We start from the raw sequence: 23215 nt of genomic DNA on the forward strand, positions 1-23215 counted from the left end.
AATCTGAGTGCTTGCCTGTTTAATCATTCCACATCAGGGGGAGGGCTGATGCTGGTGGTTGAGTCCACAACTCGGTCAGCGGCTAACAAGATACTCATTGCTTCAATGAGGCGATCGCTCTCCCGAACCGCTCGTTCCGTTTCACTACCAAAGGTCTCACTGGCGGCTTCCATCGCAGCAATCAGTCCCTGACGGTCTTTGGCTTGCACCTGATCCGCCAAAGTCTGGAAGGTTTGGGCCAAACGGGCGATCGCCCCACGACGCTCTTCATTAGCCAGCATAATATCAGCATAGAGTTCCGCATCCTGACCAAACAGACGGCTCACCATATCAATTCCCAGGCGATAGATGGGACTGGATAACTCTAAACTGCGGCCCACCTCAATGCCATCCTCAGCCAGAAACACCCCCAGTCCAAAGGTGGCGAAGTGACGAATCGCCTGAACCGTCACCATCATCTGGTCATGTTCATCGGGGAGAGATTCCACCAAATCCCCCCCATCCCGGGCCATTAAATCAATCAACCATTGCCAAGCGGGGCGATCGCGGCCGGGACAAATCACCACCTTCTGAGACAAAAACGACTCCACCCCCGGACCGAACATGGGATGCAACCCCACCACGGGGCCAGGATGCACCGCTAACATCGTCTCCACCATGGGGCCTTTAAGACTGGTAATATCCGCTAACGTTGCCGTAGCGGGGAGATAGTCGGCCGTCTGGCGAATAATCTCTAAGGTTCGGTCAATGGGGACACAGACTAAGGCCAAGTCAATTCCCTGTAATAAGTCTCGGGCCTGGGGCCAATCCTGTCGGCCTAAGAGACGCACCTCATGGCCCGCCGCCTCCAACCGTTGGCGGAAAAACTGAGCCATCATCCCCCGGCCCCCAATGAGGGTAATACAGCGTTGGGGTTCTTGGGGGAGTCGTAGGGGATGGGTGGCTAGGGCCGCCGTGCAACTGGTGACGAGACTATTCCAGACAAACGGAGGAACCCCAGCCTTGTGGAGTTCCTGTTCAATCTGGAGGGATGAGGTGGAGGGCGATCGCCCCTGCGATCGCCGAATCCGTTGACTCAGCAGCTGAATCAGTTGTCTATCAAGGGACTCAAGGGACGCATCAGTCATAGGAGAGCAACTTAGCTGGGGTCAGTGTTCTTGCCGATTAGACTGTCCAGGATACCGGAGACGAAGGACAGAACCAAAGACCCAATTAGTGCTGACAACAAGTTAGACACGGCAAAACCACTGGTGAGGGCCGCAACTAATTGAATACTCAGGGCATTAATCACCAGTAGGAACAAACCCAGGGTAATGATTGTAATGGGTAGGGTCAGCAGAATCAGCAGCGGACGCACCACGGCGTTGACTAACCCCAAAATAATGGCAGCAATGAGAGCCGCGTTGAAGCCGTCTAACTGAATGCCGGGAACAACATAGGCGGTGATGACGAGGGCGAGTGCCGTCATCAACCAGGTGACAAGAAATTGTGGCATTGGCTTTAAACTCTTTTTATAACGGTCAGGAAAGCTTTCCCTATTGTACCGGTCATCTGGGGGAGATGCGGCCAAGCCGTTTGAGGCAGTGTTGTTGTGGGTAGGCTTCGGTGTAGAGTTAAGGGTGTCCTCAGATCTCCCTATGGCTATGTTGATGGCGATCGCCCAAATTGGTTTAGCCCTTCTACTCTCCCTCAATCTCGGCTTGGGACATCCCCTCGCTCAAGCGGTTCTCTACGAGCCAGAACTCTCCTATAGTGAGGCGACGTTGGTGAATGAGGATTTCTCGGGGCAAAAACTGGCTAAGGCGGAGTTTGCGGGTTGTACGTTGCGATCGGTGGATTTCACTGATGCTGATTTACGGGGAACCACCTTTAGCGTCTCCTGGATGACGGATGTGAGTTTCCGAGGAGCGGATTTGAGTAATTCGATGTTGGATCAGGTGACGTTCAAGAGCGTCGATTTGCGGGATGCGGTGTTAACCGACGTGATTTTCCTGCGGTCTAAGTTTGAGGAGGTTCAGATTGCTGGGGCTGATTTCAGTGAGGCGATTCTTGATGGGGCCCAGGTGAATAAACTCTGTGAAGTGGCGGAGGGGGTGAATCCGATAACTGGGGTGGCGACTCGGGATTCGTTGTATTGTCGGTGAAGAGGACCCACCCCGCCCTTCGGGCACCCCTCCCTGGAGGGGAGGACCCACCCCGCCCTTCGGGCACCCCTCCCTGGAGGGAGGACCCACCCCGCCCTTCGGGCACCCCTCCCTGGAGGGGAGAGATGTAGGGTAGGGTGTGTTCGGGCATCTAGGAAGGTTTGGACTTTGGCGACTCGGTTAAAACTTGCCCGAACGCACCGGTTTGGTGAATTGGCTGATATTTTAACTATTAATTGAATCATGGGTAACGAGACACAAACAGTCGGAATTATTGGCGGCGGACAGTTGGCCTGGATGATGGCTCGGGAAGCCAAACGCCTAACCCTTAAGACGATTATTCAAACCCCCAGTTCAGATGACCCGGCGGTGGGACTTGCCGATGAAGTGGTGTTGGCAAAGGTGGCAGATGTAACGGCTACCCAAGCTTTGGCAAAACGCTGTGATGTGATTACGTTTGAAAATGAATTTGTTGATTTAGATGAGCTGGAGAAAATCAACAATTCTCAAGGTTTATTTCGTCCTCGACTCTCGGCGTTAAAACCTCTTTTAGATAAGTATGAACAACGCCGTTATCTGGACAATTTGGGGTTGCCCGTTCCTCATTTTTTTGAATTAACTCCAGAAAATCAATCTTCTGTAAAAATGACCTTTCCTTGTGTCATGAAAGCCCGGCGACATGGCTATGACGGTCAAGGAACGGTGATTTTAAAGGATAAATCAGCATTGGCGGACAGTTGGCAGCGTTGGGGATATCCCTCAGTTTTGATTGAAGAGTTTATCCCCTTTGAACGCGAGTTGGCGGTCATTGTTGCTCGGAATCGTGATGGGGAAATTGCCATGTATCCCATTGTGGAAACCCAACAGGAGAATCAAGTTTGTCGGCGAGTAATTGCCCCAGCGGCGGTGTCGGATAGCGTTGTGGAAGACTGTCAGGCGATCGCGCGATCGCTCCTGACCCATCTGGATGTCGTGGGACTTTTTGGCATTGAACTGTTTTTAACTCAAGATGAGCGAGTCTTGGTCAATGAAATTGCCCCACGCACCCATAATTCTGGGCATTTTTCCCTAGATGCCTGCGAAACCTCCCAATTTGCCCAAATTTTGCGGGCGGTTTGTGATTTACCCCTCGGTTCGACGGCGATGATGTCTCCGGCGGCGGTGATGGTGAATTTATTGGGATTTGAGACAGCAGAATCGGACTATCAGGAGACCCGCGATCGCCTTTCTGAGTTTCCCCAGGCCTATATCTATTGGTATGGCAAAACGCAATCTCGTCCTGGACGCAAGTTAGGCCATGTCACGGTGTTATTAGACGATGTGGGCGAGGCGAAAGCGGTAGCCGAGGCCATTGAAGCAATTTGGCACGGTCGGGGTTAGGCTAAAACAAAATATCTAACGAACCCGGTGAGACATTCTGAATCCGTTGCTGCAAATCTCGGGCCGTAATATCGAGAACCACTCCCAAAATCGGCCCCTGTTCGCCAATGCGAATAATCGTATCCACCTCATTGGATCGATTGGCCCCATCGAAACTCAACAAATTCGACAAATCAATCCCATCATCGAGAACAATATTAAAACTATCCACGAGAATGCGATCGCTCCAGGGGTCAAAATCAATCACCACATCACTCTGGAATAAATCCCCCGTCACATCGCGACTGCGGAAGACAAAGGTATTGCGTCCCCCATTCCCGCGCATATCATTGGCCCCTGGGCCACCAATCAACCAATCATCCCCATCACCCCCATTGAGGACATTATTCCCTCCTCCCCCAACCAGGGTATTGCGGCCACTAATCCCATTCAGGGTGTCATCCCCTAAATCTCCACTCAGGAAATCATCCCCGGCATTGCCAAATAAGACATCATTTCCCTGGCCACCGAAAATCGTATCATTGCCAATTCCAGCGGAAATCGTGTCATCCCCTAAATTGCCAAACAGGAGATTATTGCCCCCATTACCAATGAGGACATCATTATCCCGTCCCCCCGCCAACGTGTCATTCCCAGCCCCGCCAATCAGGGTATCATTGCCCGCATTGCCGAAGAAAATGCGACCCACATTATCGTTAATCGCTAAGTCATTGCCCCCTCCCATGGCGATCGCATCAATCCCCGGAGAGGACGCAAACAGTTGCCGTTGGTCCGCCGGAAGTGTATTAAAATCAACGACGGCATCCCCCTCAGGGGCAATGCCAAAGTTAAAATCAGAACCCAGTTGAATATCAATGAGTGCCATGATACTGCTGCTAAAACCTCTTAAAGTTACATCTGTGACTGTAGCTGTCTAAGTCTCGCTGCATTCTAGGCAGAATTAGCAATTTTTAACGGGGACTCCCCCCAGTTCCCCAACCGTCATAAGATATTCAGGTCGTTTTCAGGAGGTGTTTGTCTTGTCTCCGGTTCGAGTTCGCCAACATGTTAATCCCCTCAGTCGTAAATACCAGCAACCGGTGTCCCTTCCGGATTGGACAACCATCTACGACAACCCCCAACAGCCACTCCATTTAGATATCGGCTGCGCGCGGGGTCGTTTTCTCTATGAACTGGCCCCGCAACAGCCGGATTGGAATTTCCTGGGTTTAGAGATTCGTCAGCCGTTGGTGGAGGAAGCCAACCAATGGCGCGATCGCGATAACCTCGGCAATCTTCACTATTTATATGGCAATATCAATGTGATGAGTGAGGCCCTATTCCAATCTCTGCCCCAGGGCTGTCTCAAACGGATTTCGATTCAATTTCCCGACCCCTGGTTCAAGAAACGCCACCATAAGCGTCGGGTGGTTCAACCGGAGTTAGTGGAGGATTTGGCCCGCTTCCTGGCCCCCGATGGCGAGATTTTCCTGCAATCCGATGTGGAGGAGGTGGCCCGGGAAATGTGCGATCGCCTCTCAGAACATCCCGCCTTCACCGCCACCAAGGAAGACTGGCTAGCAGACAACCCCCTCCCCGTCCCCACGGAACGGGAAATTGCGACCTACAACAAAGGAGAACCCGTCTATCGCCGTCTCTTCCGCCGTTCAGCCTAACCCGAGGATGTCCCCCTCGCCATCGATGACTTCCCCCAATACCCAGGCCCGTTGCTGTTGCGTATTCAGACTACCCAACGTCGCCTCTACATCCCTGGGGGAAACAATCACCACAAATCCCACCCCCATATTAAAGGTGTCAAACATGGCCTCGGAGGGGACCGTCCCCGCCTCAGCCAGCCATTGGAAGACTGGAGGAATCTCCCAGCTCGCCTTGTCAATGCGGACAGACTGTTTCTCTCCCAGACAACGGGGCAGATTTTCGGGAAGTCCGCCGCCGGTGATGTGGGCCATCCCGTGAATCTCTAAGTCCTGACGACGGAGTTCTAAGATGGGTTGGATATAGAGTCGGGTGGGAGTCAGAAATACCTCTCCCAAGGATTGTCCCTGAAATATCTCAGGACAGTCACTCCAGGAATAGCCCCCATCGGCGATGATTTTCCGCACCAAACTATAGCCGTTACTGTGAACTCCGGAACTGGGAAGGGCGATCGCCACATCCCCCACCTTCACCTGGGACCCATCCAGAAGTTGCTCTTTCTCAACAATTCCCACGCAAAATCCGGCGATATCATATTCCCCATCGGGGTAAAATCCCGGCATTTCGGCGGTTTCTCCCCCCAATAAGGCACATCCGGCGTCCCGACAGCCGATCGCCACCCCACTGACGACCTGGGCCAGTTGTTCACTGTCGAGTTTTCCGGTGGCGAGGTAATCCAGGAAATACAGGGGTTCGGCCCCACTGGTGAGGACATCATTGGCACACATGGCCACCAGGTCAATTCCCACCGTGTCATGGCGGTTTAGCTGTTGGGCCAGCTTCAATTTCGTCCCAACACCATCGGTTCCCGAGACTAACACTGGCTTGTTGTAGCCTTGAGGAATCTCAAAATAGCCACCAAATCCCCCCAGTCCTCCCAACACCCCAGGACGATAGGTGTCTTTAACTAGGGATTCAATGCGGTTGACGAAGGCGCGACCCGCTTCGATATTGACTCCAGCGTCCCGATAGTCCATGAGGCAAATTCTTTAAATGAGGTGATGGTGGGGGGCGATCGCATGACCGCAACGGCAAGCTATTTTAGCTCAAGCTTGCCCGTTTCCAGAAATCTTCCTTGGTTACATACCACACTTCGTTCACTTTTTATGTGTTTTTTCTGTAAAGATTTATTGAGCCCACAAAAACGCTAGACCCCTTATGGAGAAAGCATCACAGCAGAAAATCCCCGAAAAACGGATTGTAAAGCTTTGATAAAGTTACACCGTTTTTCAGGGGACTACCGATCCCCGATTCAAAACCTTCGTGTTATTCTGTTGCAGTTCCACTTACAACCTAAACACGAAACGAGTATGAGTTAGGGGTCAAGGGGGGAATATCCCATACTTGACTGCGGCTACCCGCCCTGGAGTTAGGCAGACTCCAACGGAGGGATGCGATCGCACTCACCTCATACTCCCAAACACACAACGTTGTGTGCTGTACTCACTCAGGAGAAGTCCTTATTTATGAGTTATCAACTTTGGAGACGTCTCACGGTCGCCCTAGCGATTGTTGGAGTTAGCGGTTCGGCTAACCTGGCCAACGCAGAACAGAGCGACGCAGCGGATCACCTATCCCCTGCCACACAAGCAACGGCTTTGGATCTGGCACAAGGGATGACCGAATCAGCTGAGACCGTGATGCTCTCTCCAACGGCTGAGGAGAGACAGGTTGCGAATCGAGGAGTTACCGAGAATACTGACGCGGTTTCAGAAGAACTTGCATTCGTTCCAAGTCAGATTCTAGATAACTCTAGTGTACTAGAAGCCTTAGCTCCCTCGCAACCAGAAGTTTTCGGAACCTTGGTCTCTGCAACCTATCAGGCCTATCGTCAGCCTGCGGCAACAGAGAAACCCGAGCCAGCGGCAAAATCGGACGGGGTGCTTCATGAAGAACAGGGGATTGCCTCCTGGTATGGACCTGGGTTTGAAGGAAACCAAACGGCAAACGGCGAAATTTTCAACAGTCAAGACCTCACCGCCGCTCACTTAGAGCTTCCCTTTGGCACTCGGGTGCGGGTAACCAACCTCAATAACGGTCGCTCCCTCGTGGTGCGGATCAATGATCGCGGCCCCTACATTGGCAACCGGATTATTGACCTCTCCGCTGGTGCAGCCCGAGAACTGGGCATGATTTACAGCGGAACGGCTCCCGTCGTAGTAGAAGTGTTAGCCAACTAACCCTTGACAGTTGGGCCCGAATCGTTAACAGTAAGTAGCTTGCATGGGTGCATCCAACGGAGCTGATCCGCTTCCTAACCCGCGCTGACTGTTACCTCTGAAGGGGTCATGAGACAACTGACAACCATTGCCGAACTACGGGACTATCGACAACGCCTGTCCCCCACGGAAAGCCTGGGCTTGGTCCCCACCCTAGGCAATCTCCATGCCGGGCATTTAAGTCTGATTCGGCGAGGGCGATCGCACAACGATCAGCTCATGGTCAGTATTTTTCTCAATCCCCTGCAATTCGGGCCCAACGAAGACTTAGCTCGCTATCCCCGAACCCTGGATGCTGATTTAGACCATTGCCGAGAGGCGGGAGTGGATGCCGTCTTTTGCCCTCAGCCAGAGGAACTGGGCATCTCATCTCCAGACTCATCCTCCGTCCTCACCCAAGTTTGCCCCCCCGAATCTCTCACCTCAGTCCTCTGTGGGCGATCGCGTCCTGGACATTTTCAGGGGGTGGCCACCATCGTCAGCAAACTGTTTAACCTCATCCAACCCCAACGAGCCTATTTTGGCGAAAAAGATGCCCAGCAACTGCTGATTATCCGCCGTCTCGTCGCTGACCTTAATTTTCCCATTGAGATTATTGCCTGTCCCGTGGTGCGAGAGACCTCTGGACTGGCCTATAGTTCTCGTAACCAGTATCTGAGCGATCGCCAACGAGAACACGCCAGCGTCCTCTATCGGGGATTAGCGGCGGCCCGCTCAGAGTTCCATCGCGGCCAACGAGATGCCGAGGCCCTATTAAAGATTGTCCAAGCCGAGTTAGCCCAGGTTCCCCAGGTGCAACCGGAGTATGTAGAATTAGTAGATCCCCAGTCTCTGGCTCCTCTGACAACGATTGAAGACCAAGGACGACTGGCGATCGCCGCCCATCTCGGTTCCACTCGCCTCATTGACACTATGGTATTAACGGTTCGTCAGCCCATTATCGCCATCGATGGCCCAGCGGGGGCTGGAAAATCTACAGTGACCCGACAAGTTGCCGATAAACTGGGCCTACTCTACCTCGACACCGGGGCCATGTACCGAGCCGTAACCTGGTATGTCCTCGAATGTGGTATCCCGGTACAAGATGAAACTCATATTGCCCAATTCCTAAAAACCTGCCAAATTCGCCTAGAACCCCAGGGGGACAGTCCCCAATGTCGGGTTTGGGTGAATCAGCATGAGGTCACCCAAGCCATCCGCAGCCCCGACGTCACCGCCCAAGTCTCCACCGTGGCCGCCTTCCCCGCTGTTCGGGAATTTTTGGTGCGACAACAACAGGAGTATGGGGCCGCTGGGGGATTAGTTGCAGAAGGGCGAGATATGGGAACTCAGGTCTTCCCTGATGCCGAGGTCAAGATTTTTCTCACCGCGTCCGTCCAGGAACGGGCCCGACGCCGTCAGTTGGACTTGGAAAAACAGGGCTATGAAGTCAGTCTCAGCCAACTTGAAGCGGAAATCGCCCAGCGAGACCAACAAGATAGCACGCGGCCCATCTCTCCCCTACAAAAAGCTGAGGATGCGATCGAAATCCAAACCGATGATTTAACCGTGGAGGATGTGGTCAGCCAAATTTTGAGCCATGTTCCCAGTGACTAATCCCGGAATAGGGGCAACTCATCCTCATGTAAGAGATGTTCCGCCGCTTTAACGAGATCCTCGCGGATATCTCGCAAGTCCTCCCGGTTATCTAGATAGGCATGAAGGGCATCGAGAGGGTCAATGGCCCGTCCACTGAGGGAGGGAATACGAGGGCGGCTCAGTTGGCTGATTAACTCGGGTTGGATTGTGGCACTGTGGGCGGGTTTGAGGGCCTTGCGAAGTTCTGAGGTATTGATGCGATCGAGTTGGTCGGCCCGGAGTTTGTAGCGGAGTCGGACAACGCGATCGCCCAAGTCTTTTTTGCCGAGGGTCTTCAGTAACATCTCTTGCGGGTCTTCGGCTTGGGAAACATCAACGGAAACCGTCAGGAATGGACGAACCGGGAGGGGACAGAACTCCCAGTGACAAGATCCGACCTCAACCTCCGCTAAAACATAGCCTTTGTCTTCCTTCTCCTCACTGAAGTCAACCCGTTCAATACTTCCCGGATAGACCACAGGGGGGTCATTACTGGGGTTGAGATTTTGATGTTTGTGGACATGGCCCAAGGCGACATAGTCAAACTCCTGACGCACCAATAGGGAGAGGGGAATGGTGAAGCCTTTACTCACCGCTAAGAGTCGTTCCGCCCCGAATTTGGCTTTATCACTCATGAGATGACCCAGAAGAATGGTGGGACAGTTGCGATCGCGTTTGCGGATTTCTCCTTCTAGGGCAATGCGTAGGCGTTCGGCCAGGAGTTGGTTGATTTCGGCAATGGAGAGGCCTTGGCTTTCGGGACGGGTTAAGAGGGTGGAACTGGTGAGCCAGGGGAGGGTGATGACTTGGATTGGGCCATGGCGGGTGGGGATGGAATGGAGGTCTAGGCGATCGCCGACAATGAAGTTGGGAACGGCTAGGGTGCGGTAAATTCCTAAACTGGCACTTCCATCAGCTAGGGAATAGCGATCGTGATTGCCCACGAGCAGTACCGTGGGGATGTTCGCCTCAGCCAGCCGGTGAAATTCTACGGCGAAGGCTTCTGCGATATAGGGCGGGGGGGTGGCGTCGGGAAAGGCATCCCCCCCAAATAGAACCAAGTCAACGGGTTCATCGAGGGCGCGATCGATACAGCGTCTGAGAGTGCCGATAAAGTCTAGAAACCTTGTATTGAGACCGGTCTCGGGGTCAACTTTGCCGTGAGAGAAACCACTCCCAAGGTGAATATCAGACAGATGTAGAACTTTAACCATAATCACATGAGGCCAATTACAACGGGGGGGACTCAGGTATCAGACGAAGCATCCCAGAGGGGCCGGCCCGTTTAATATCCACCCGACAGCGGGGTGGGGACTCCTGAAAATCACAGGTATAGGCGGCCAGAAGCCGCTTGGGTTGTTGGCGATTGAACACCCGCAGGTTATAGCCCTGGGAGCGGGCCACCAAACCCATTTGATGGACAAATTGATGGCGTTCTAGGTAGTCCATGGGGGTCCAAACTTGGGGGTTAATCACCAGGTCAATTTGTTGTCGTTCAGGATACGCCAGCCAGGTATTCAGCAACGACCCGCCAAATTGCTGGGCGGCCCACCATAAGCTCGGTTCGGTTAATCCCTCTTGGGAGACGGTGTCAGGACGAATGATGGGTTCTTCAAAGCGTTCAGGAGGGCGATCGAGATGGTCAAGGTTTAAGGGACTCCGGTCGGGTTGGGGATGGGCCACTCCCGGAGCCGCAATGATATTCAAGACTCCTAAGAGGACGAAGGCTGACGAGGCTAGTTTAGCCGTCAGACTTTGCCTCGCTGGAGGGGGTTGGCTCAGGTGAGGGGATTGGAGGCTCTGGGGAGGGTGAGATTGAGTTAGAGTCACTCTCACCGTTCTCATGGTCTGAGCTGTCCAGGTCAGAACTCTCCGCCTCGGGGGAGTTCGGCTCTGAACTGTCCGTCTCTTCAGGAACCGCCGGGATAATTGGCTCGGGTGCTGCTTCGGGTTCGACAATTTCTGGCAGGGTGTCTTCAGGGGCCAGGACCGGTTCCGGCTCAACCACCGCTGGCTCAGGTTCGGGTTCTGGCTCAGGTTCGGGTTCGGGTTCGGGTTCGGGTTCTGGCTCAGGTTCGGGTTCGGGGGCTAGGACCACATTCGGATCAATCAGACTTTCGGCTTCTCGGGAACTGAGTTCACCGTTAATGAGTTGGGAGAGGGAATCCTTGAGGTTGGGGTCATAGGTGATGAGTTCGGCGGTGGTGTTAAAGGTGTTTTGTAGGGGTTCGCCGCTCTCATCTATAAATTCTAGCTTGACCCAGTTGGTTCCTGGGCGGAAGCCTTTGAGGTAGAAGGGTTGCCAGCGATCGCTGATGAAGCTATAGCCGTTGACGGTGGCCCGAACCCGCCAATCGGGAATTTCATCGTCTTCAAATTCTTGGGCGACGAGGTGGAGGGGGGCGTTGGTGAGGTAAAAGTCGAGTAGGATGGGTTCGCTCCCATAAGTCCCTCGGGGATGGTGATAGGTGAGCAGGGGACGGTTGGGATCGGGTTGATGAGCGCCGGTTTTGGTGTAGAGATGGAAGCTGGTTTGGGCGTAAGCCCCTTCGTTCTTGAAGCTTTCATGCCAGGGACGTACAGCGAAGGCTCGCAGGGTATGGGTTCCGGCGCTGAGTCCGTCTAGAGTGATGGGGTCGTTGAGGTTGTAAATGGGGTCCAAGGGGCGCTCATCGACCATCAATTGAATGTAGGGCCCGAGTCCCAGGGTTGGGTTTTGGAAAATGGGGAGGTCTTGGACGTCCAGTTGCACCTGAACGCGGCTATCACGGATGATGGCATCTGGCCGGGGTTGACGAATGTTAACCTGGGGACGATAACGGTCTAGGGCGACTTTGAGTTGGGCGATCGCCTCAGGGGGGGAGACTTCTGTCAGTTGGGTGGGCGGGTCAATGGCCTCAGCGGTTCGCTTCGCGTCGGTTCCTGACTCAAAGGCCAAGTCAGGTTGACCACAGCCCCAAAGTCCGAAAACGAGCAGCAGGGCTAGCTGTAGGGACAGCCACTTCTTCCACAGTGATGGGCGATCGTCTCGATTCAGCACGCCAGAAACACTCTCTCAAAACAACAACATCCAATGACAGATGACTGGACTTGCCAGTCACTATAGCGGAAAATGCCCAAACTGCGTCAGTTCCTAAGCTTCAAATGACCTTTGGGCGATCGCCATCTCGTTTGATAGGGTCAGACTTGAGAGGCGGCACTTAATCCGCTAGCATGTTCTTGGATGAGTTGTGTAATATATATAGATCAACCCCTCCTTAATCTCCGTTACTTTTATTAAAAGAATTTAAATTTTGTAAACTTAATGTTACGTTGCTTGACTTCATGAGCGGAATTTACTAGCACAGACAATTAAAAAAAGCCAAGAAATCGTTTGAATTATTCTGAAAGAAGACCTATAATCACAAACATAGATTCTCGGTAACAGCCGCAGGATGTTCGGTCTGGCTCTTGAGCCGCAAGGTTTAGAGTCAACAAAACATCAACTTCCCTAATATGAAGCTGACTGCAAGCGACATAAAAGATAAAAAACGTAATATGGGATTTTCGGGTCCCAAGTTATCACATCCAAGACTGCGGGAGTTGATTCGGGCATGTTGTGGTCAGAGGTTACTCAGAAAAACGAGTCTAAAAGCCTCCCCACTTTAGGGAGACATTCTAGGCAGAATCATCTGTGGTAGAATGCTTTTCACGTAGTACCGGAGGGCATCCGGGAACTCATCTCAAAAGGAGCGCATTATGCGCTAAGCTTTGTAGAGAAATGCCTGGGCAGGCAGCCCTTGCCGAACCAGGAATCTAGTACCGCAAGGACTAGAACATCCCCACGCCTTTAGGCTGGTGAGTATGTCAATGGTCTAGAGAGAGGAGAGACTCGATGACGATTAGTCCCCAGGAGCGGGATGCAAAAGTCAAAGTCGAGGTCGACAAGAACCCAGTCCCAACTTCCTTCGAGAAGTGGGGCAAACCCGGTCACTTCGATCGCACTTTGGCACGAGGTCCGAAAACCACCACTTGGATTTGGAACCTCCATGCAGACGCTCACGATTTTGACAGTCAAACCAACGACTTAGAAGAAGTATCGCGCAAAATCTTTAGCGCCCACTTCGGTCAACTGGCAGTCATTTTTATTTGGTTAAGTGGTGCCTACTTCCACGGCGCACGCTTCTCCAACTATGAAGCTTGGTTAAGCGATCCCACGGGGATCAAGCCGAGCGCGCAAGTAGTTTGGTCCATTGTGGGTCAAGACATCCTCAACGCTGATGTTGGCGGTGGCTTCCACGGGATTCAGATTACCTCCGGATTGTTCCAACTTTGGCGTGCCAGCGGCATTACCAATGAGTTCCAACTGTACTGCACCGCCATTGGTGGTTTAGTGATGGCAGCGTTAATGCTGTTTGCTGGTTGGTTCCACTACCATGTCAGCGCCCCCAAATTGGAATGGTTCCAAAACGTGGAGTCCATGATGAACCACCACTTGGCTGGTTTGCTCGGACTCGGTTCCTTAGGTTGGGCCGGTCACCAAATCCACGTTTCCCTTCCCATTAATAAACTTCTGGATGCTGGTGTGGCACCGCAGGATATTCCCCTGCCCCACGAGTTTATCCTTGATACAAGCAAGATGGCAGAACTGTATCCCAGTTTTGCTAAAGGTTTAACCCCATTCTTCACCCTGAACTGGGGAGAATACGCAGACTTCCTAACCTTTAAAGGTGGCTTGAACCCCCAAACCGGTGGTCTCTGGCTCAGCGACACGGCTCACCACCACTTGGCGATCGCCGTACTATTTATCATCGCGGGTCATATGTACCGGACCAACTGGGGTATCGGTCACAGCATGAAGGAAATCCTGGAAGCGCATAAAGGACCCTTCACCGGAGAAGGTCATAAAGGACTCTATGAGATTCTGACCACCTCCTGGCACGCCCAACTCGCCATTAACTTGGCCATGATGGGTTCCCTGAGTATCATCGTGGCTCACCACATGTACTCAATGCCTCCCTATCCGTACATCGCGACGGATTACCCGACACAACTGTCGCTGTTTACCCACCATATGTGGATTGGCGGCTTCCTAATTGTCGGTGCAGGTGCTCACGCCGCCATCTTCATGGTGCGTGACTATGACCCTGCCAAAAACGTGGATAACCTGTTAGATCGGGTCATCCGCCACCGAGATGCTATCATCTCCCACCTGAACTGGGTTTGTATCTTCTTGGGCTTCCACAGCTTTGGACTCTACGTCCATAACGACACCATGCGTGCCTTTGGTCGTCCTCAAGATATGTTCTCCGACACGGGGATCCAGCTTCAGCCAATCTTTGCCCAATGGGTTCAACACCTACATACCCTGGCGCCGGGCAACACTGCCCCCAACGCCTTAGCGAGTGTTAGTCCTGCCTTTGGCGGTGACGTGGTCGCCGTCGGCGGTAAAGTCGCCATGATGCCGATTGAACTCGGAACGGCTGACTTCATGGTTCACCACATTCACGCCTTCACCATCCACGTGACGGTGCTGATTCTGCTCAAAGGGGTTCTGTTCTCCCGTAGCTCTCGCCTAATTCCCGACAAAGCCGAGCTAGGCTTCCGCTTTGCTTGCGACGGTCCGGGACGTGGCGGTACCTGCCAAGTCTCTGGTTGGGACCATGTGTTCCTCGGTCTGTTCTGGATGTACAACAGCCTGTCCATTGTTATCTTCCACTTCAGTTGGAAAATGCAATCCGATGTATGGGGAACTGTTGGTGCCGACGGGTCCGTGTCTCACATCACCTATGGCAACTTTGCTCAAAGCGCCATTACCATTAATGGATGGTTGCGCGACTTCCTGTGGGCGCAAGCTTCTCAGGTAATCGGTTCCTACGGTTCAGCTCTGTCCGCCTATGGACTGCTGTTCCTCGGTGCTCACTTCGTCTGGGCATTCAGCCTCATGTTCCTCTTTAGTGGACGTGGCTACTGGCAAGAGCTCATTGAGTCGATTGTTTGGGCTCACAACAAGCTCAAAGTCGCTCCCGCGATTCAACCCCGCGCCCTGAGCATCATTCAAGGTCGGGCCGTTGGTGTCGCCCACTATCTGTTAGGTGGGATTGCCACAACCTGGGCATTCTTCCTGGCACGGATCATTTCAGTAGGATGATACTCGCACGCATCTCCTTGTAGGACTTATGGCAACGAAATTCCCAAAATTTAGCCAAGACCTGGCCCAGGATCCAACCACACGGCGGATCTGGTATGGGATTGCTACGTCCCACGACTTTGAAAGCCATGATGGCATGACGGAAGAGAATCTTTATCAAAAGATTTTCGCGTCCCACTTCGGACACCTCGCCATTATCTTTCTGTGGACGTCAGGCAACCTCTTCCATGTCGCTTGGCAAGGCAACTTCGAGCAGTGGATCAAAGATCCCCTCAACATCCGTCCCATCGCTCACGCGATTTGGGACCCCCAATTCGGTCAAGGCGCCGTTGATGCCTTCACGCAAGCCGGGGCGTCTAACCCGGTCGACATCGCCTACTCCGGTGTCTATCACTGGTGGTACACCATCGGGATGCGGACGAATGGTGACCTGTATCAAGGGTCTATCTTCCTGATGCTCCTGGCCGCCGTGATGCTGTTCGCCGGTTGGCTGCACCTGCAACCGAAATATCGTCCGAGCCTCTCTTGGTTCAAAAATGCTGAGTCTCGCCTGAACCACCACCTCGCGGGTCTGTTCGGAGTTAGCTCACTGGCTTGGACGGGTCACCTGGTGCATGTCGCCATCCCTGAATCTCGCGGTCAGCATGTGGGCTGGGATAACTTCCTCAGCACCATGCCGCACCCCGCCGGACTGAAGCCGTTCTTCACCGGTAACTGGGGCGTGTATGCTCAAAGTCCTGACACCGCTGGCCATGTCTTTGGCACATCTGAAGGTGCAGGAACCGCTATCTTGACCTTCCTGGGTGGGTTCCACCCTCAAACTGAGTCCCTGTGGCTGACGGACATGGCGCATCACCACCTGGCGATCGCCGTCCTGTTCATCGTCGCCGGTCACATGTACCGTACCAACTTTGGTATCGGTCACAGCATCAAAGAGATCCTCGGTGCCCACAATCCCCCCAAAGGCACTCCCTTCGGCGGCATGTTGGGTGAAGGTCACAAAGGTCTCTACGACACCATCAACAACTCGCTGCACTTCCAACTGGGTCTGGCTCTCGCCTCCCTCGGTGTGATTACTTCCGTAGTGGCACAGCACATGTATGCTATGCCTCCCTACGCCTTCATGGCTAAGGACTACACCACCATGGCAGCGCTGTACACCCATCACCAGTACATTGCTGGCTTCCTGATGGTTGGGGCATTTGCTCACGGCGCCATCTTCTTCGTCCGTGACTATGATCCCGAAACCAACAAAAACAACGTTCTGGCTCGGATGCTGGAACACAAAGAGGCTCTCATTTCTCACCTGAGCTGGGTGTCTCTGTTCCTCGGCTTCCATACCCTGGGACTCTATGTTCACAACGACGTAGTCGTTGCCTTCGGTACCCCCGAAAAACAAATCCTGATTGAGCCGGTCTTCGCCCAATGGATTCAGGCCACCCACGGAAAAGCCCTTTATGGCTTTGATGTCTTACTCTCCAACCCGGATAGTATCGCATCTACCGCATGGCCGAATTATGGCAACGTCTGGTTACCCGGCTGGCTGGATGCGATTAACAGCGGCGCTAACTCCCTGTTCTTGACCATTGGCCCTGGTGACTTCTTGGTTCACCATGCGATCGCCCTCGGTCTGCATACCACCACCCTGATTCTCGTCAAAGGTGCGTTGGATGCCCGTGGTTCTAAGCTGATGCCGGACAAAAAAGACTTCGGTTACAGCTTCCCCTGTGACGGCCCCGGTCGTGGCGGTACCTGCGACATCTCTGCTTGGGATGCCTTCTATCTCGCCATGTTCTGGATGCTGAACACCTTAGGCTGGTTGACCTTCTACTGGCACTGGAAACACCTCACCGTTTGGCAAGGTAACGTTGCCCAGTTCAATGAGTCCTCCACCTATCTGATGGGTTGGTTCCGCGATTACCTGTGGTTGAACTCGTCTCAGTTAATCAACGGCTACAATCCCTTCGGTGTCAATAACCTCTCGGTTTGGGCTTGGATGTTCCTGTTCGGTCACCTGGTTTGGGCGACAGGCTTCATGTTCCTCATCTCTTGGCGGGGTTACTGGCAAGAACTCATCGAAACCTTGGTTTGGGCACACGAGCGCACTCCTCTGGCGAACCTGGTTCGTTGGAAAGACAAGCCCGTTGCACTCTCCATCGTTCAGGCTCGGGTTGTGGGTCTAGCTCACTTCACTGTGGGGTATATCTTCACCTACGCGGCCTTCCTGATTGCCTCAACGGCTGGTAAGTTCGGTTAATCTGAACTCCGACCCCTAGGATAATCCACAAGACCTCCTCTCTACCCGAGAGGGGGTCTTGTTAATGGAATATCTCCTCTCAGCGTCGAATCGCAGAAACCGGGTGTCTCGGAGACACTCGGTTTCTTAGCCGTTGATTGGGCTTAGAAGGGTCACGGTTGGGGTGGCATTTCATAGCCAAAACAAGTAGGGTCTACATCGGTCAAATTGATGTCTGCTAGACCATATTCCGCCCAACGGCGATCGACCATGGCTGCGGTATCCTCATCGGACTCCAGCGGTTCCCCCCAATCATGCTCCGTTTCCGGGGGCACTTTCGTCGTTGCATCAATGCCCATGCGTCCCCCCAGACCAATCTTCTCACTGGCAAAATCTAGACTATCAAAGGGGGTATTGGGCAAAATAAACACATCCCGAACCGGATCAACTTTCGAGGTAATCGCCCATACCACCTGGCGAGGATCGCGGATGTTGATATCCTTATCCACCACAATCACAAACTTGGTATAGGTGAACTGAGGTAAAGCACTCCAAAAGGCTAACGCGGCCCGTCGTGCTTGCCCTGGATAGGCTTTATCAATGGAGATAATCGCCGCCTTGTAACTCAAGGCCTCCATGGGGAGGAAAAAGTCCTTAATTTCCGAGACTTGTTGCCGCAAAATGGGGGTGTAAATCCGGTTGAGGGCGATCGCCATCATGGCCTCTTCCTTGGGGGGACGGCCGCTAAAGGTGGTCAGATAAATGGGATCTTTGCGGTGCGTCATACAGTGAAACCGCACCAGGGGCGAGTCTTCCACGCCGCCGTAATAGCCCATATGGTCGCCAAAGGGACCATCGGGGAGTTCCTCTCCGGGGGTAATCGTCCCCTCTAAAACAATCTCCGACTGGGCCGGAACCTCCAAATCCACCGTCTTACATTTAGCCAGGGAAACTCCAGACCCCCCATATAGCCCCGCAAAGAGCCATTCCGATAAATCTACCGGAATCGGAGTTGCCGCTGCCAGAATAATCAAGGGGTCTACCCCCAGGGCGATCGCCACCTCCAACTTCTTACCCCGTTCCGCCGCCTTACGCAGATGGCGGGCCCCACCCCGCACCGACAACCAATGCACAGTCATCGTCCTGGAAGATTGAAGTTGCAGCCGATACACCCCCACATTGGGCGTTCCCGTCTCGCAATCCTTGGTAATCACCAGGCCCAAGGTAATAATCTTGCCCGCATCTCCGGCATAGGGACGAATCATGGGGATACTGTTGAGATTCAACTCGTCCCCCTCAATCACCACCTCCTGACAGGGGGGAAAGAAATTACGCCCCGGCTTGGCCTTCACCACGTCAAACAGCAATTTGCCAAAATCCACGGCCTGAGAAATCTTCTTCGGGGGTTTCGGCTGTTGCAACATCCCCAATTTCTGCCCCAACTCCTCCAACTCCTGAGGTTTCTCCATATTCATGGCCCAACACACCCGCTGTTCCGTGCCCAACAGGTTAATGGCGACGGGGAACTTAGCCCCTTTAACATTCTCAAACAGCAGGGCGGGGCCCCCCGCTTGTAAAAGGCGATTGGAAATCTCGGCAATTTCTAAATCCGAGTCCACAAGACTGCTAATGCGTCGTAATTGGCCTCGTTGTTCGAGTTGCTGGATGAATCCCCGTAAATCTCGTGCCATGGTCGATGGTTGCTCAGGCTGGTTATTTCCCTCCATTTTAGGGGTCTGGGCAACGGGCCGCTAGGACTTCTCAAGATTCCACCCTAATGGTGATGATGGCTGGGGGACGCCTCATGATGATAGGCCCCGGTTTCTGGGTGAAAGGGGAAGGTTTGTAACCTCACGGTCAGCCCCAATTGTTGCAACATATCCGCCAAAACTGGATCAGGCGACAACCGCAAATACTCGGCTGTGACTTCCAAGGGAACATGACGATTTCCCAAATGATAGGCGGCCCGCAACAGATGTAGCGGTTCACGGGCGGTCACGGTGAGGACGGGTTCGGGTTTGGCGTGAATCTCCACCTGGGGCTGTCCGACCTCATCAAGGAGGCGATCGCCATCCTCTAAGATTGTGCCACGGGGCAATCGCAGAAACACCACTTCCCCGGAATCGGTGTCGAAGCGGTGACGACTGCGTTGCCGTTCCTGTGCCGTTAAACTCAGATCAAGTAATCCCTCTTCCTTTAGAGACCCTGGGAGAGGATCAGCAGCAGGGACACGCTGGGTTAACACAATAGACATTATTCAGAATCCTCATTCGAGGCGGGTAGCTCAATTAGCAGCTCAATAATACTATTGAGCAACTTCTCGGGGTCGATGGGATGCGTTAGACAGATATCAGCCCCCTGATTTTTACAGTAGGCCAACCCTTCAGCATCAAGGGGATCGGTCATTAACAAAATTTTTAGGGATTGGGTGTTAGGAAGTGTACGGAGTAACTGGGTCAGTTCACAGCCATCCATCCCCGGCAGTTGCCGATCGATAATTGCGGCTACGGGTTTTAACATCTTAATTTGTTCCAAGGCTGTGGACCCATCCAACATCCAGACGGTATGATAGCCGGCGGCGGTCAGTAAGTCACAAATCAGAATCGCGTCATCTTCCCGGTTAGCCACAAGCACCACATGACCTTTGCGGGGTGGTAGGGGAGTTCGGGGGGGAGGGGTCGGTTGCTGTTCGAGGACGCAGGAACTGTGGCAGGGAAGGCGCACGGTAAACTTCGACCCCACCCCGACTTCGGAGTCTACTTTAATCAGTCCCCCATGAAGTTCGACCAGTTGTTTGGTTAAGGCTAATCCCAGACCCGTTCCTCCATATTGGCGGGTATAGGTGGACTCCAGTTGCCGAAACATCTGGAATAGGAGCGATCGCTGTTCTTCGGGAATCCCAATGCCTGTATCAGCCACTTCAAAGACGACGGTATCCCTATCTTGCCAGTAAATTCGTAATAGGGCCTGCCCCCCAGTGGCGGTGAACTTGATAGCGTTACTGAGGAGGTTGAAGAGAATCTGACGCAGGCGATCGCGATCGGCACAGAGGCGATCTTGATGTTCCCGCAATTGTAAATCTAAGGCCAGATGCACCCCATTCACGGTGGCTCGATCCACCATCATGCAAAACATTTCTTGAGCCAATTGAGTCAGAGAAAATTCCGAGAAACTCAACACCGTTTTACCCGATTCATTTTCCGATAAATCCAGTAAATCGTTGATGAGTTCCATCAAATGCTCACCACTGTTATAGATACTTTGGATATAGTCCCGCTGTTTCGGGGTTAAGTTACCAAAAGACCACCGCAACAGGGTTGAGGACATGCCAATAATACAGGTGAGAGGGGTTCTCAATTCATGGCTGACAGTGGCGAGAAAGTCGCTGCGGGTTTGGTTGGCCACCTGGGCCGTCACGAGGGCATCTCGTAAGTCTTGGGTGCGTTGTTCAACCCGCTGTTCTAGGGTTTCCTTTTGCTGTTGAACTTCGGCATAGAGTTGAGCTTGATAGATGGCAACACTGAGATGATCGGCGATATGTTCGAGAAATTCCCGTTCCTGATGGTCCCATAGCCGAGGGCGATCGCATTGATGAGCCAAGAGAACTCCCCAAAGCTGGCCTTGAACCCGAATTGGCACAGTCAAATGGGTTTGAATCCCTAAAGCTTCAAAGTAGGCCCGGCTGCTTTGGGGGAGACTGTCTCTGAGATGAGTCTCCTGAAAGACGAGGGTTTCCCCCTCTTGATAGCGATCGCGAAACTGATTGAGAAATCGCCAATTGACTCTCTCTTGGCGGGAGAGAACTGAGGGCAGGCTATCATTGCCCAGAGCTTCGTAGGTGATGCAATCGCGGGACTGGGGGTAGGCTTGAGGGCGATCGCCCCGCTGAGCCTCGTCTTGGGAATAATTATCAAATTGATAGATACAGAGGCGATCGAGATCTAAAAAGCGACAGACGCGGTCAACAGTATTAGAAATTAACACCGCCAGGGCCACACTCTGACAGGTTTGGGTGGTGACCTGTTTTAGCAGTTGTTCTTGCTGGCGATGTTGCTGGAGGGCATCTTGCATCTGATGGGTGCCCGATGCGGTGGAGGGGACAGAGGTCATAGACGAATGGTGATCGCTAAGAAATTGGGCTAGGTTTAAAGTCAATTGACTCTGTTGATCACGGTGGAGTTCATAGCCCTGCAAGTGTTTCAGGGCCCGATTCCGTAGGGGCTTTTTCAGGGGACAGTCTTCAAGGAAGGTTTCCAGGTGATGACGTTCTAAACTAAACCCCACATCCACGGGGGTTCCCGGTTGAGGATTGCCCCAGACAATGGCACAAAACTGGGGGGAGACTCCTAAGGTAAACTGACCCACTTGGGGGAGTGACTGAACTCGTACCGCTCGTTCGGTTAGGACAATTGCGTCCGGGTTATACTCTTGTGCCGTCTGTTCAACCCAAAGCCGCAATTGCTCAAAGGTGGCGATCGGGAGTCTTTGCTGAGGCAGGCGAGGCTGGAAACTGTCCATAGTTTGGGGAGGGAACATCAAGCAGCAGCGTGACAACGTATGCGATCGCTCAACTCTTTCGGAACCTCTTGTCTGACAACAGAGGTCAGTGATCGCCCAACATCGGCCCGTTTAAACCGTTGTAGCTACCCAGACCCCTAGGATTAACCCTAGCTAACCTTGGCAGGATCTGCGACCACCCTATTGTGATCCTAGTCCGAGTTTCTCTGGCCGGGTCAAACGATCGCGGAAACTTTGCAATTGTCCCAATCCCTCTCACACTCAGAATTCTAGCCGGAATCTTAACTCTAAGCGACTCCCGTTGAGGTGAAATTCATCCTTATTTATCCTCATTTAAGGGTATGCTGTCTGCCTTGGCTAAGCCTAAAAGTTCTCCCCAGAGCCTCTCGGGAATTTCTGCCTCAAGGGGGTAGAGGTGGGGGGTTAGGCTAAAGGTCTCTGCAAAGGCTTCAATCAGGACTGGGATAACCTCAAACACGGTAATCTGGGGTAACCACTGCCGTAAACTCCCCACAGGGCGATCGCCAATGCCACAGGGGACAATTTCACGAAATCCTTGTAAATCTGGGCAGACATTGAGAGCAAAGCCATGACAGGTAATCCAGCGGCTGACCTGAATGCCAATGGCCGCCACCTTGGCCCCCTCCAACCAAACCCCCGTCAACCCCGGCAGCCGCGACCCCGACAACCCCCAATGAGCCAAAACGGCGATTAAACTCCCTTCGAGCCGTCGTAGATAGTCATGTAAATCCGGCTGATGTCGCTTGAGATTGAGAATGGGATAGCCCACCAGTTGCCCAGGGCAATGATAGGTCACCTCGCCCCCCCGTCCAACCCGATAGACTTCCCGCCCAGATACTTCGGGGTTAAACTGTAAGAACTTCGCATCTGCTCCTCGTCCCAGAGTATAGACAGGAGGATGCTCCAACAGCAGTAAGACATCCTCAAGTTGAGGAGCCGCGCGACGAGCCTCAAAAAGCGATCGCTGAATTTCCCATGCGGTTTGATAAGGAATCGGGGTTTGAAACCAGAGAATGTGAAGTCGTGGCGGGGAAGTCGTACTAAACATCATCAAAAAAAGCAAGAGGGTTTGAGTAAGAATCATGGCTGAAATCCCCAAATCTAATCACAAATTGTCAAGGATTGCAAAGGATTTTAAAGTGTGGTTCAGGGAATCGACGATTCACAATACAATGAGGACAAGGAACGTAAGGGGATGGACTTATCCCCCCAAGATAGCCATCTGAGCTGAGTGCTGACCCATGAACGCGGCAAT

The 23215-nt window shown here is 53.0% G+C and carries 18 protein-coding genes; 7 read left to right on the forward strand and 11 right to left on the reverse strand.

The genetic code is table 11. From position 1 onward, the window contains the following. Positions 1-23 precede the first annotated feature (23 nt). Both tyrA and NEA10_RS08720 read right to left on the reverse strand, forming a co-directional pair. Positions 24-1127, reverse strand: a complete 1104-nt coding sequence (gene tyrA, locus NEA10_RS08715) for a bifunctional chorismate mutase/prephenate dehydrogenase (RefSeq protein ID WP_252664954.1) — start codon at positions 1125-1127, stop codon at positions 24-26. Between the two features lie 11 nt (positions 1128-1138). Next, on the reverse strand, positions 1139-1495 hold the full coding sequence (locus tag NEA10_RS08720; protein WP_252664955.1) for a phage holin family protein: 357 nt from the start codon (positions 1493-1495) through the stop codon (positions 1139-1141). Between the two features lie 142 nt (positions 1496-1637). Between NEA10_RS08720 and NEA10_RS08725 the strand changes: the two genes are divergently transcribed. Then, positions 1638-2144, forward strand: a complete 507-nt coding sequence (locus NEA10_RS08725) for a pentapeptide repeat-containing protein (RefSeq protein ID WP_252664956.1) — start codon at positions 1638-1640, stop codon at positions 2142-2144. A 243-nt stretch (positions 2145-2387) separates the two neighbouring features. Further along, a complete protein-coding gene (locus tag NEA10_RS08730) occupies positions 2388-3524 on the forward strand; it encodes a 5-(carboxyamino)imidazole ribonucleotide synthase (protein WP_252664957.1) in 1137 nt (378 codons plus the stop codon). A gap of 1 nt (position 3525) precedes the next feature. Here NEA10_RS08730 and NEA10_RS08735 read toward each other — a convergent pair whose 3' ends face one another. Next, on the reverse strand, positions 3526-4389 hold the full coding sequence (locus NEA10_RS08735; protein WP_252664958.1) for a calcium-binding protein: 864 nt from the start codon (positions 4387-4389) through the stop codon (positions 3526-3528). A gap of 154 nt (positions 4390-4543) precedes the next feature. Here NEA10_RS08735 and trmB point away from each other — a divergent pair, with 154 nt between their 5' ends. Beyond that, positions 4544-5179, forward strand: coding sequence for a tRNA (guanosine(46)-N7)-methyltransferase TrmB (gene trmB / locus NEA10_RS08740; protein WP_252664959.1), 636 nt, complete (start codon positions 4544-4546; stop codon positions 5177-5179). Here trmB and purM read toward each other — a convergent pair. Then, the gene (purM, locus tag NEA10_RS08745) at positions 5171-6196 is read right to left on the reverse strand and encodes a phosphoribosylformylglycinamidine cyclo-ligase (RefSeq protein WP_252664960.1); all 1026 of its coding nucleotides are present in this window, start codon (positions 6194-6196) and stop codon (positions 5171-5173) included. The two genes, trmB and purM, sit on opposite strands and share 9 nt — an antisense overlap. Positions 6197-6685: 489 nt before the next feature. On the opposite strand from purM, the gene NEA10_RS21090 reads away from it, so the two are divergent. Both NEA10_RS21090 and NEA10_RS08755 read left to right on the forward strand, forming a co-directional pair. Next, positions 6686-7399, forward strand: a complete 714-nt coding sequence (locus NEA10_RS21090) for a septal ring lytic transglycosylase RlpA family protein (protein ID WP_374111877.1) — start codon at positions 6686-6688, stop codon at positions 7397-7399. A 108-nt stretch (positions 7400-7507) separates the two neighbouring features. Then, entirely contained in the window at positions 7508-9034 is a 1527-nt protein-coding gene (locus tag NEA10_RS08755) for a bifunctional pantoate--beta-alanine ligase/(d)CMP kinase (RefSeq protein ID WP_252664961.1), read from the forward strand. Here the strand turns inward: NEA10_RS08755 and sbcD are convergent. Genes sbcD through NEA10_RS08770 form a run of 3 tightly spaced genes read right to left on the reverse strand, consistent with a single transcriptional unit; the run spans position 9031 to position 12095 of the window. Next, positions 9031-10269, reverse strand: coding sequence for an exonuclease subunit SbcD (sbcD, locus tag NEA10_RS08760; protein WP_252664962.1), 1239 nt, complete (start codon positions 10267-10269; stop codon positions 9031-9033). The genes NEA10_RS08755 and sbcD overlap by 4 nt on opposite strands. A gap of 16 nt (positions 10270-10285) precedes the next feature. Next, positions 10286-10762 (reverse strand): hypothetical protein, encoded by a 477-nt coding sequence (locus NEA10_RS08765; protein WP_252664963.1) that lies wholly within the window; start codon positions 10760-10762, stop codon positions 10286-10288. A gap of 34 nt (positions 10763-10796) precedes the next feature. Further along, positions 10797-12095 (reverse strand): hypothetical protein, encoded by a 1299-nt coding sequence (locus NEA10_RS08770; RefSeq protein WP_252664964.1) that lies wholly within the window; start codon positions 12093-12095, stop codon positions 10797-10799. A gap of 834 nt (positions 12096-12929) precedes the next feature. Between NEA10_RS08770 and psaA the strand changes: the two genes are divergently transcribed. Both psaA and psaB read left to right on the forward strand, forming a co-directional pair. Then, entirely contained in the window at positions 12930-15185 is a 2256-nt protein-coding gene (psaA, locus tag NEA10_RS08775; RefSeq protein ID WP_252664965.1) for a photosystem I core protein PsaA, read from the forward strand. 28 nt (positions 15186-15213) lie between these two features. Continuing rightward, positions 15214-17442, forward strand: coding sequence for a photosystem I core protein PsaB (gene psaB, locus NEA10_RS08780; protein ID WP_252664966.1), 2229 nt, complete (start codon positions 15214-15216; stop codon positions 17440-17442). Between the two features lie 152 nt (positions 17443-17594). Here psaB and NEA10_RS08785 read toward each other — a convergent pair whose 3' ends face one another. The 4 genes from NEA10_RS08785 to lipB all read right to left on the reverse strand — a co-directional run bounded on the left by NEA10_RS08785 (position 17595) and on the right by lipB (position 23008). After that, complete coding sequence (locus NEA10_RS08785) at positions 17595-19112, reverse strand: UbiD family decarboxylase (RefSeq protein ID WP_252664967.1); 1518 nt, start codon at positions 19110-19112, stop codon at positions 17595-17597. A gap of 83 nt (positions 19113-19195) precedes the next feature. Beyond that, positions 19196-19675, reverse strand: a complete 480-nt coding sequence (gene ureE, locus NEA10_RS08790; protein WP_252664968.1) for an urease accessory protein UreE — start codon at positions 19673-19675, stop codon at positions 19196-19198. Next, positions 19675-21939, reverse strand: coding sequence for a hybrid sensor histidine kinase/response regulator (locus NEA10_RS08795; RefSeq protein ID WP_252664969.1), 2265 nt, complete (start codon positions 21937-21939; stop codon positions 19675-19677). The genes ureE and NEA10_RS08795 overlap by 1 nt, the downstream gene beginning before the upstream one ends. A gap of 319 nt (positions 21940-22258) precedes the next feature. Then, the gene (lipB, locus tag NEA10_RS08800) at positions 22259-23008 is read right to left on the reverse strand and encodes a lipoyl(octanoyl) transferase LipB (protein ID WP_252665325.1); all 750 of its coding nucleotides are present in this window, start codon (positions 23006-23008) and stop codon (positions 22259-22261) included. Positions 23009-23215: the final 207 nt, after the last annotated feature.

Source organism: Phormidium yuhuli AB48 (assembly GCF_023983615.1).
Classification (GTDB): Bacteria; Cyanobacteriota; Cyanobacteriia; order Cyanobacteriales; family Geitlerinemataceae; genus Sodalinema; species Sodalinema yuhuli.

Coding starts and splice junctions, on each gene's coding strand:
- tyrA (WP_252664954.1), bottom strand. CDS start 1,127: ATGACTGATGCGTCCCTTGAGTCCCTTGATAGACAACTGATTCAGCTG.
- NEA10_RS08720 (WP_252664955.1), bottom strand. CDS start 1,495: ATGCCACAATTTCTTGTCACCTGGTTGATGACGGCACTCGCCCTCGTC.
- NEA10_RS08725 (WP_252664956.1), top strand. CDS start 1,638: ATGGCTATGTTGATGGCGATCGCCCAAATTGGTTTAGCCCTTCTACTC.
- NEA10_RS08730 (WP_252664957.1), top strand. CDS start 2,388: ATGGGTAACGAGACACAAACAGTCGGAATTATTGGCGGCGGACAGTTG.
- NEA10_RS08735 (WP_252664958.1), bottom strand. CDS start 4,389: ATGGCACTCATTGATATTCAACTGGGTTCTGATTTTAACTTTGGCATT.
- purM (WP_252664960.1), bottom strand. CDS start 6,196: ATGGACTATCGGGACGCTGGAGTCAATATCGAAGCGGGTCGCGCCTTC.
- NEA10_RS21090 (WP_374111877.1), top strand. CDS start 6,686: ATGAGTTATCAACTTTGGAGACGTCTCACGGTCGCCCTAGCGATTGTT.
- NEA10_RS08755 (WP_252664961.1), top strand. CDS start 7,508: ATGAGACAACTGACAACCATTGCCGAACTACGGGACTATCGACAACGC.
- sbcD (WP_252664962.1), bottom strand. CDS start 10,269: ATGGTTAAAGTTCTACATCTGTCTGATATTCACCTTGGGAGTGGTTTC.
- psaA (WP_252664965.1), top strand. CDS start 12,930: ATGACGATTAGTCCCCAGGAGCGGGATGCAAAAGTCAAAGTCGAGGTC.
- psaB (WP_252664966.1), top strand. CDS start 15,214: ATGGCAACGAAATTCCCAAAATTTAGCCAAGACCTGGCCCAGGATCCA.
- NEA10_RS08785 (WP_252664967.1), bottom strand. CDS start 19,112: ATGGCACGAGATTTACGGGGATTCATCCAGCAACTCGAACAACGAGGC.
- ureE (WP_252664968.1), bottom strand. CDS start 19,675: ATGTCTATTGTGTTAACCCAGCGTGTCCCTGCTGCTGATCCTCTCCCA.
- NEA10_RS08795 (WP_252664969.1), bottom strand. CDS start 21,939: ATGGACAGTTTCCAGCCTCGCCTGCCTCAGCAAAGACTCCCGATCGCC.
- lipB (WP_252665325.1), bottom strand. CDS start 23,008: ATGTTTAGTACGACTTCCCCGCCACGACTTCACATTCTCTGGTTTCAA.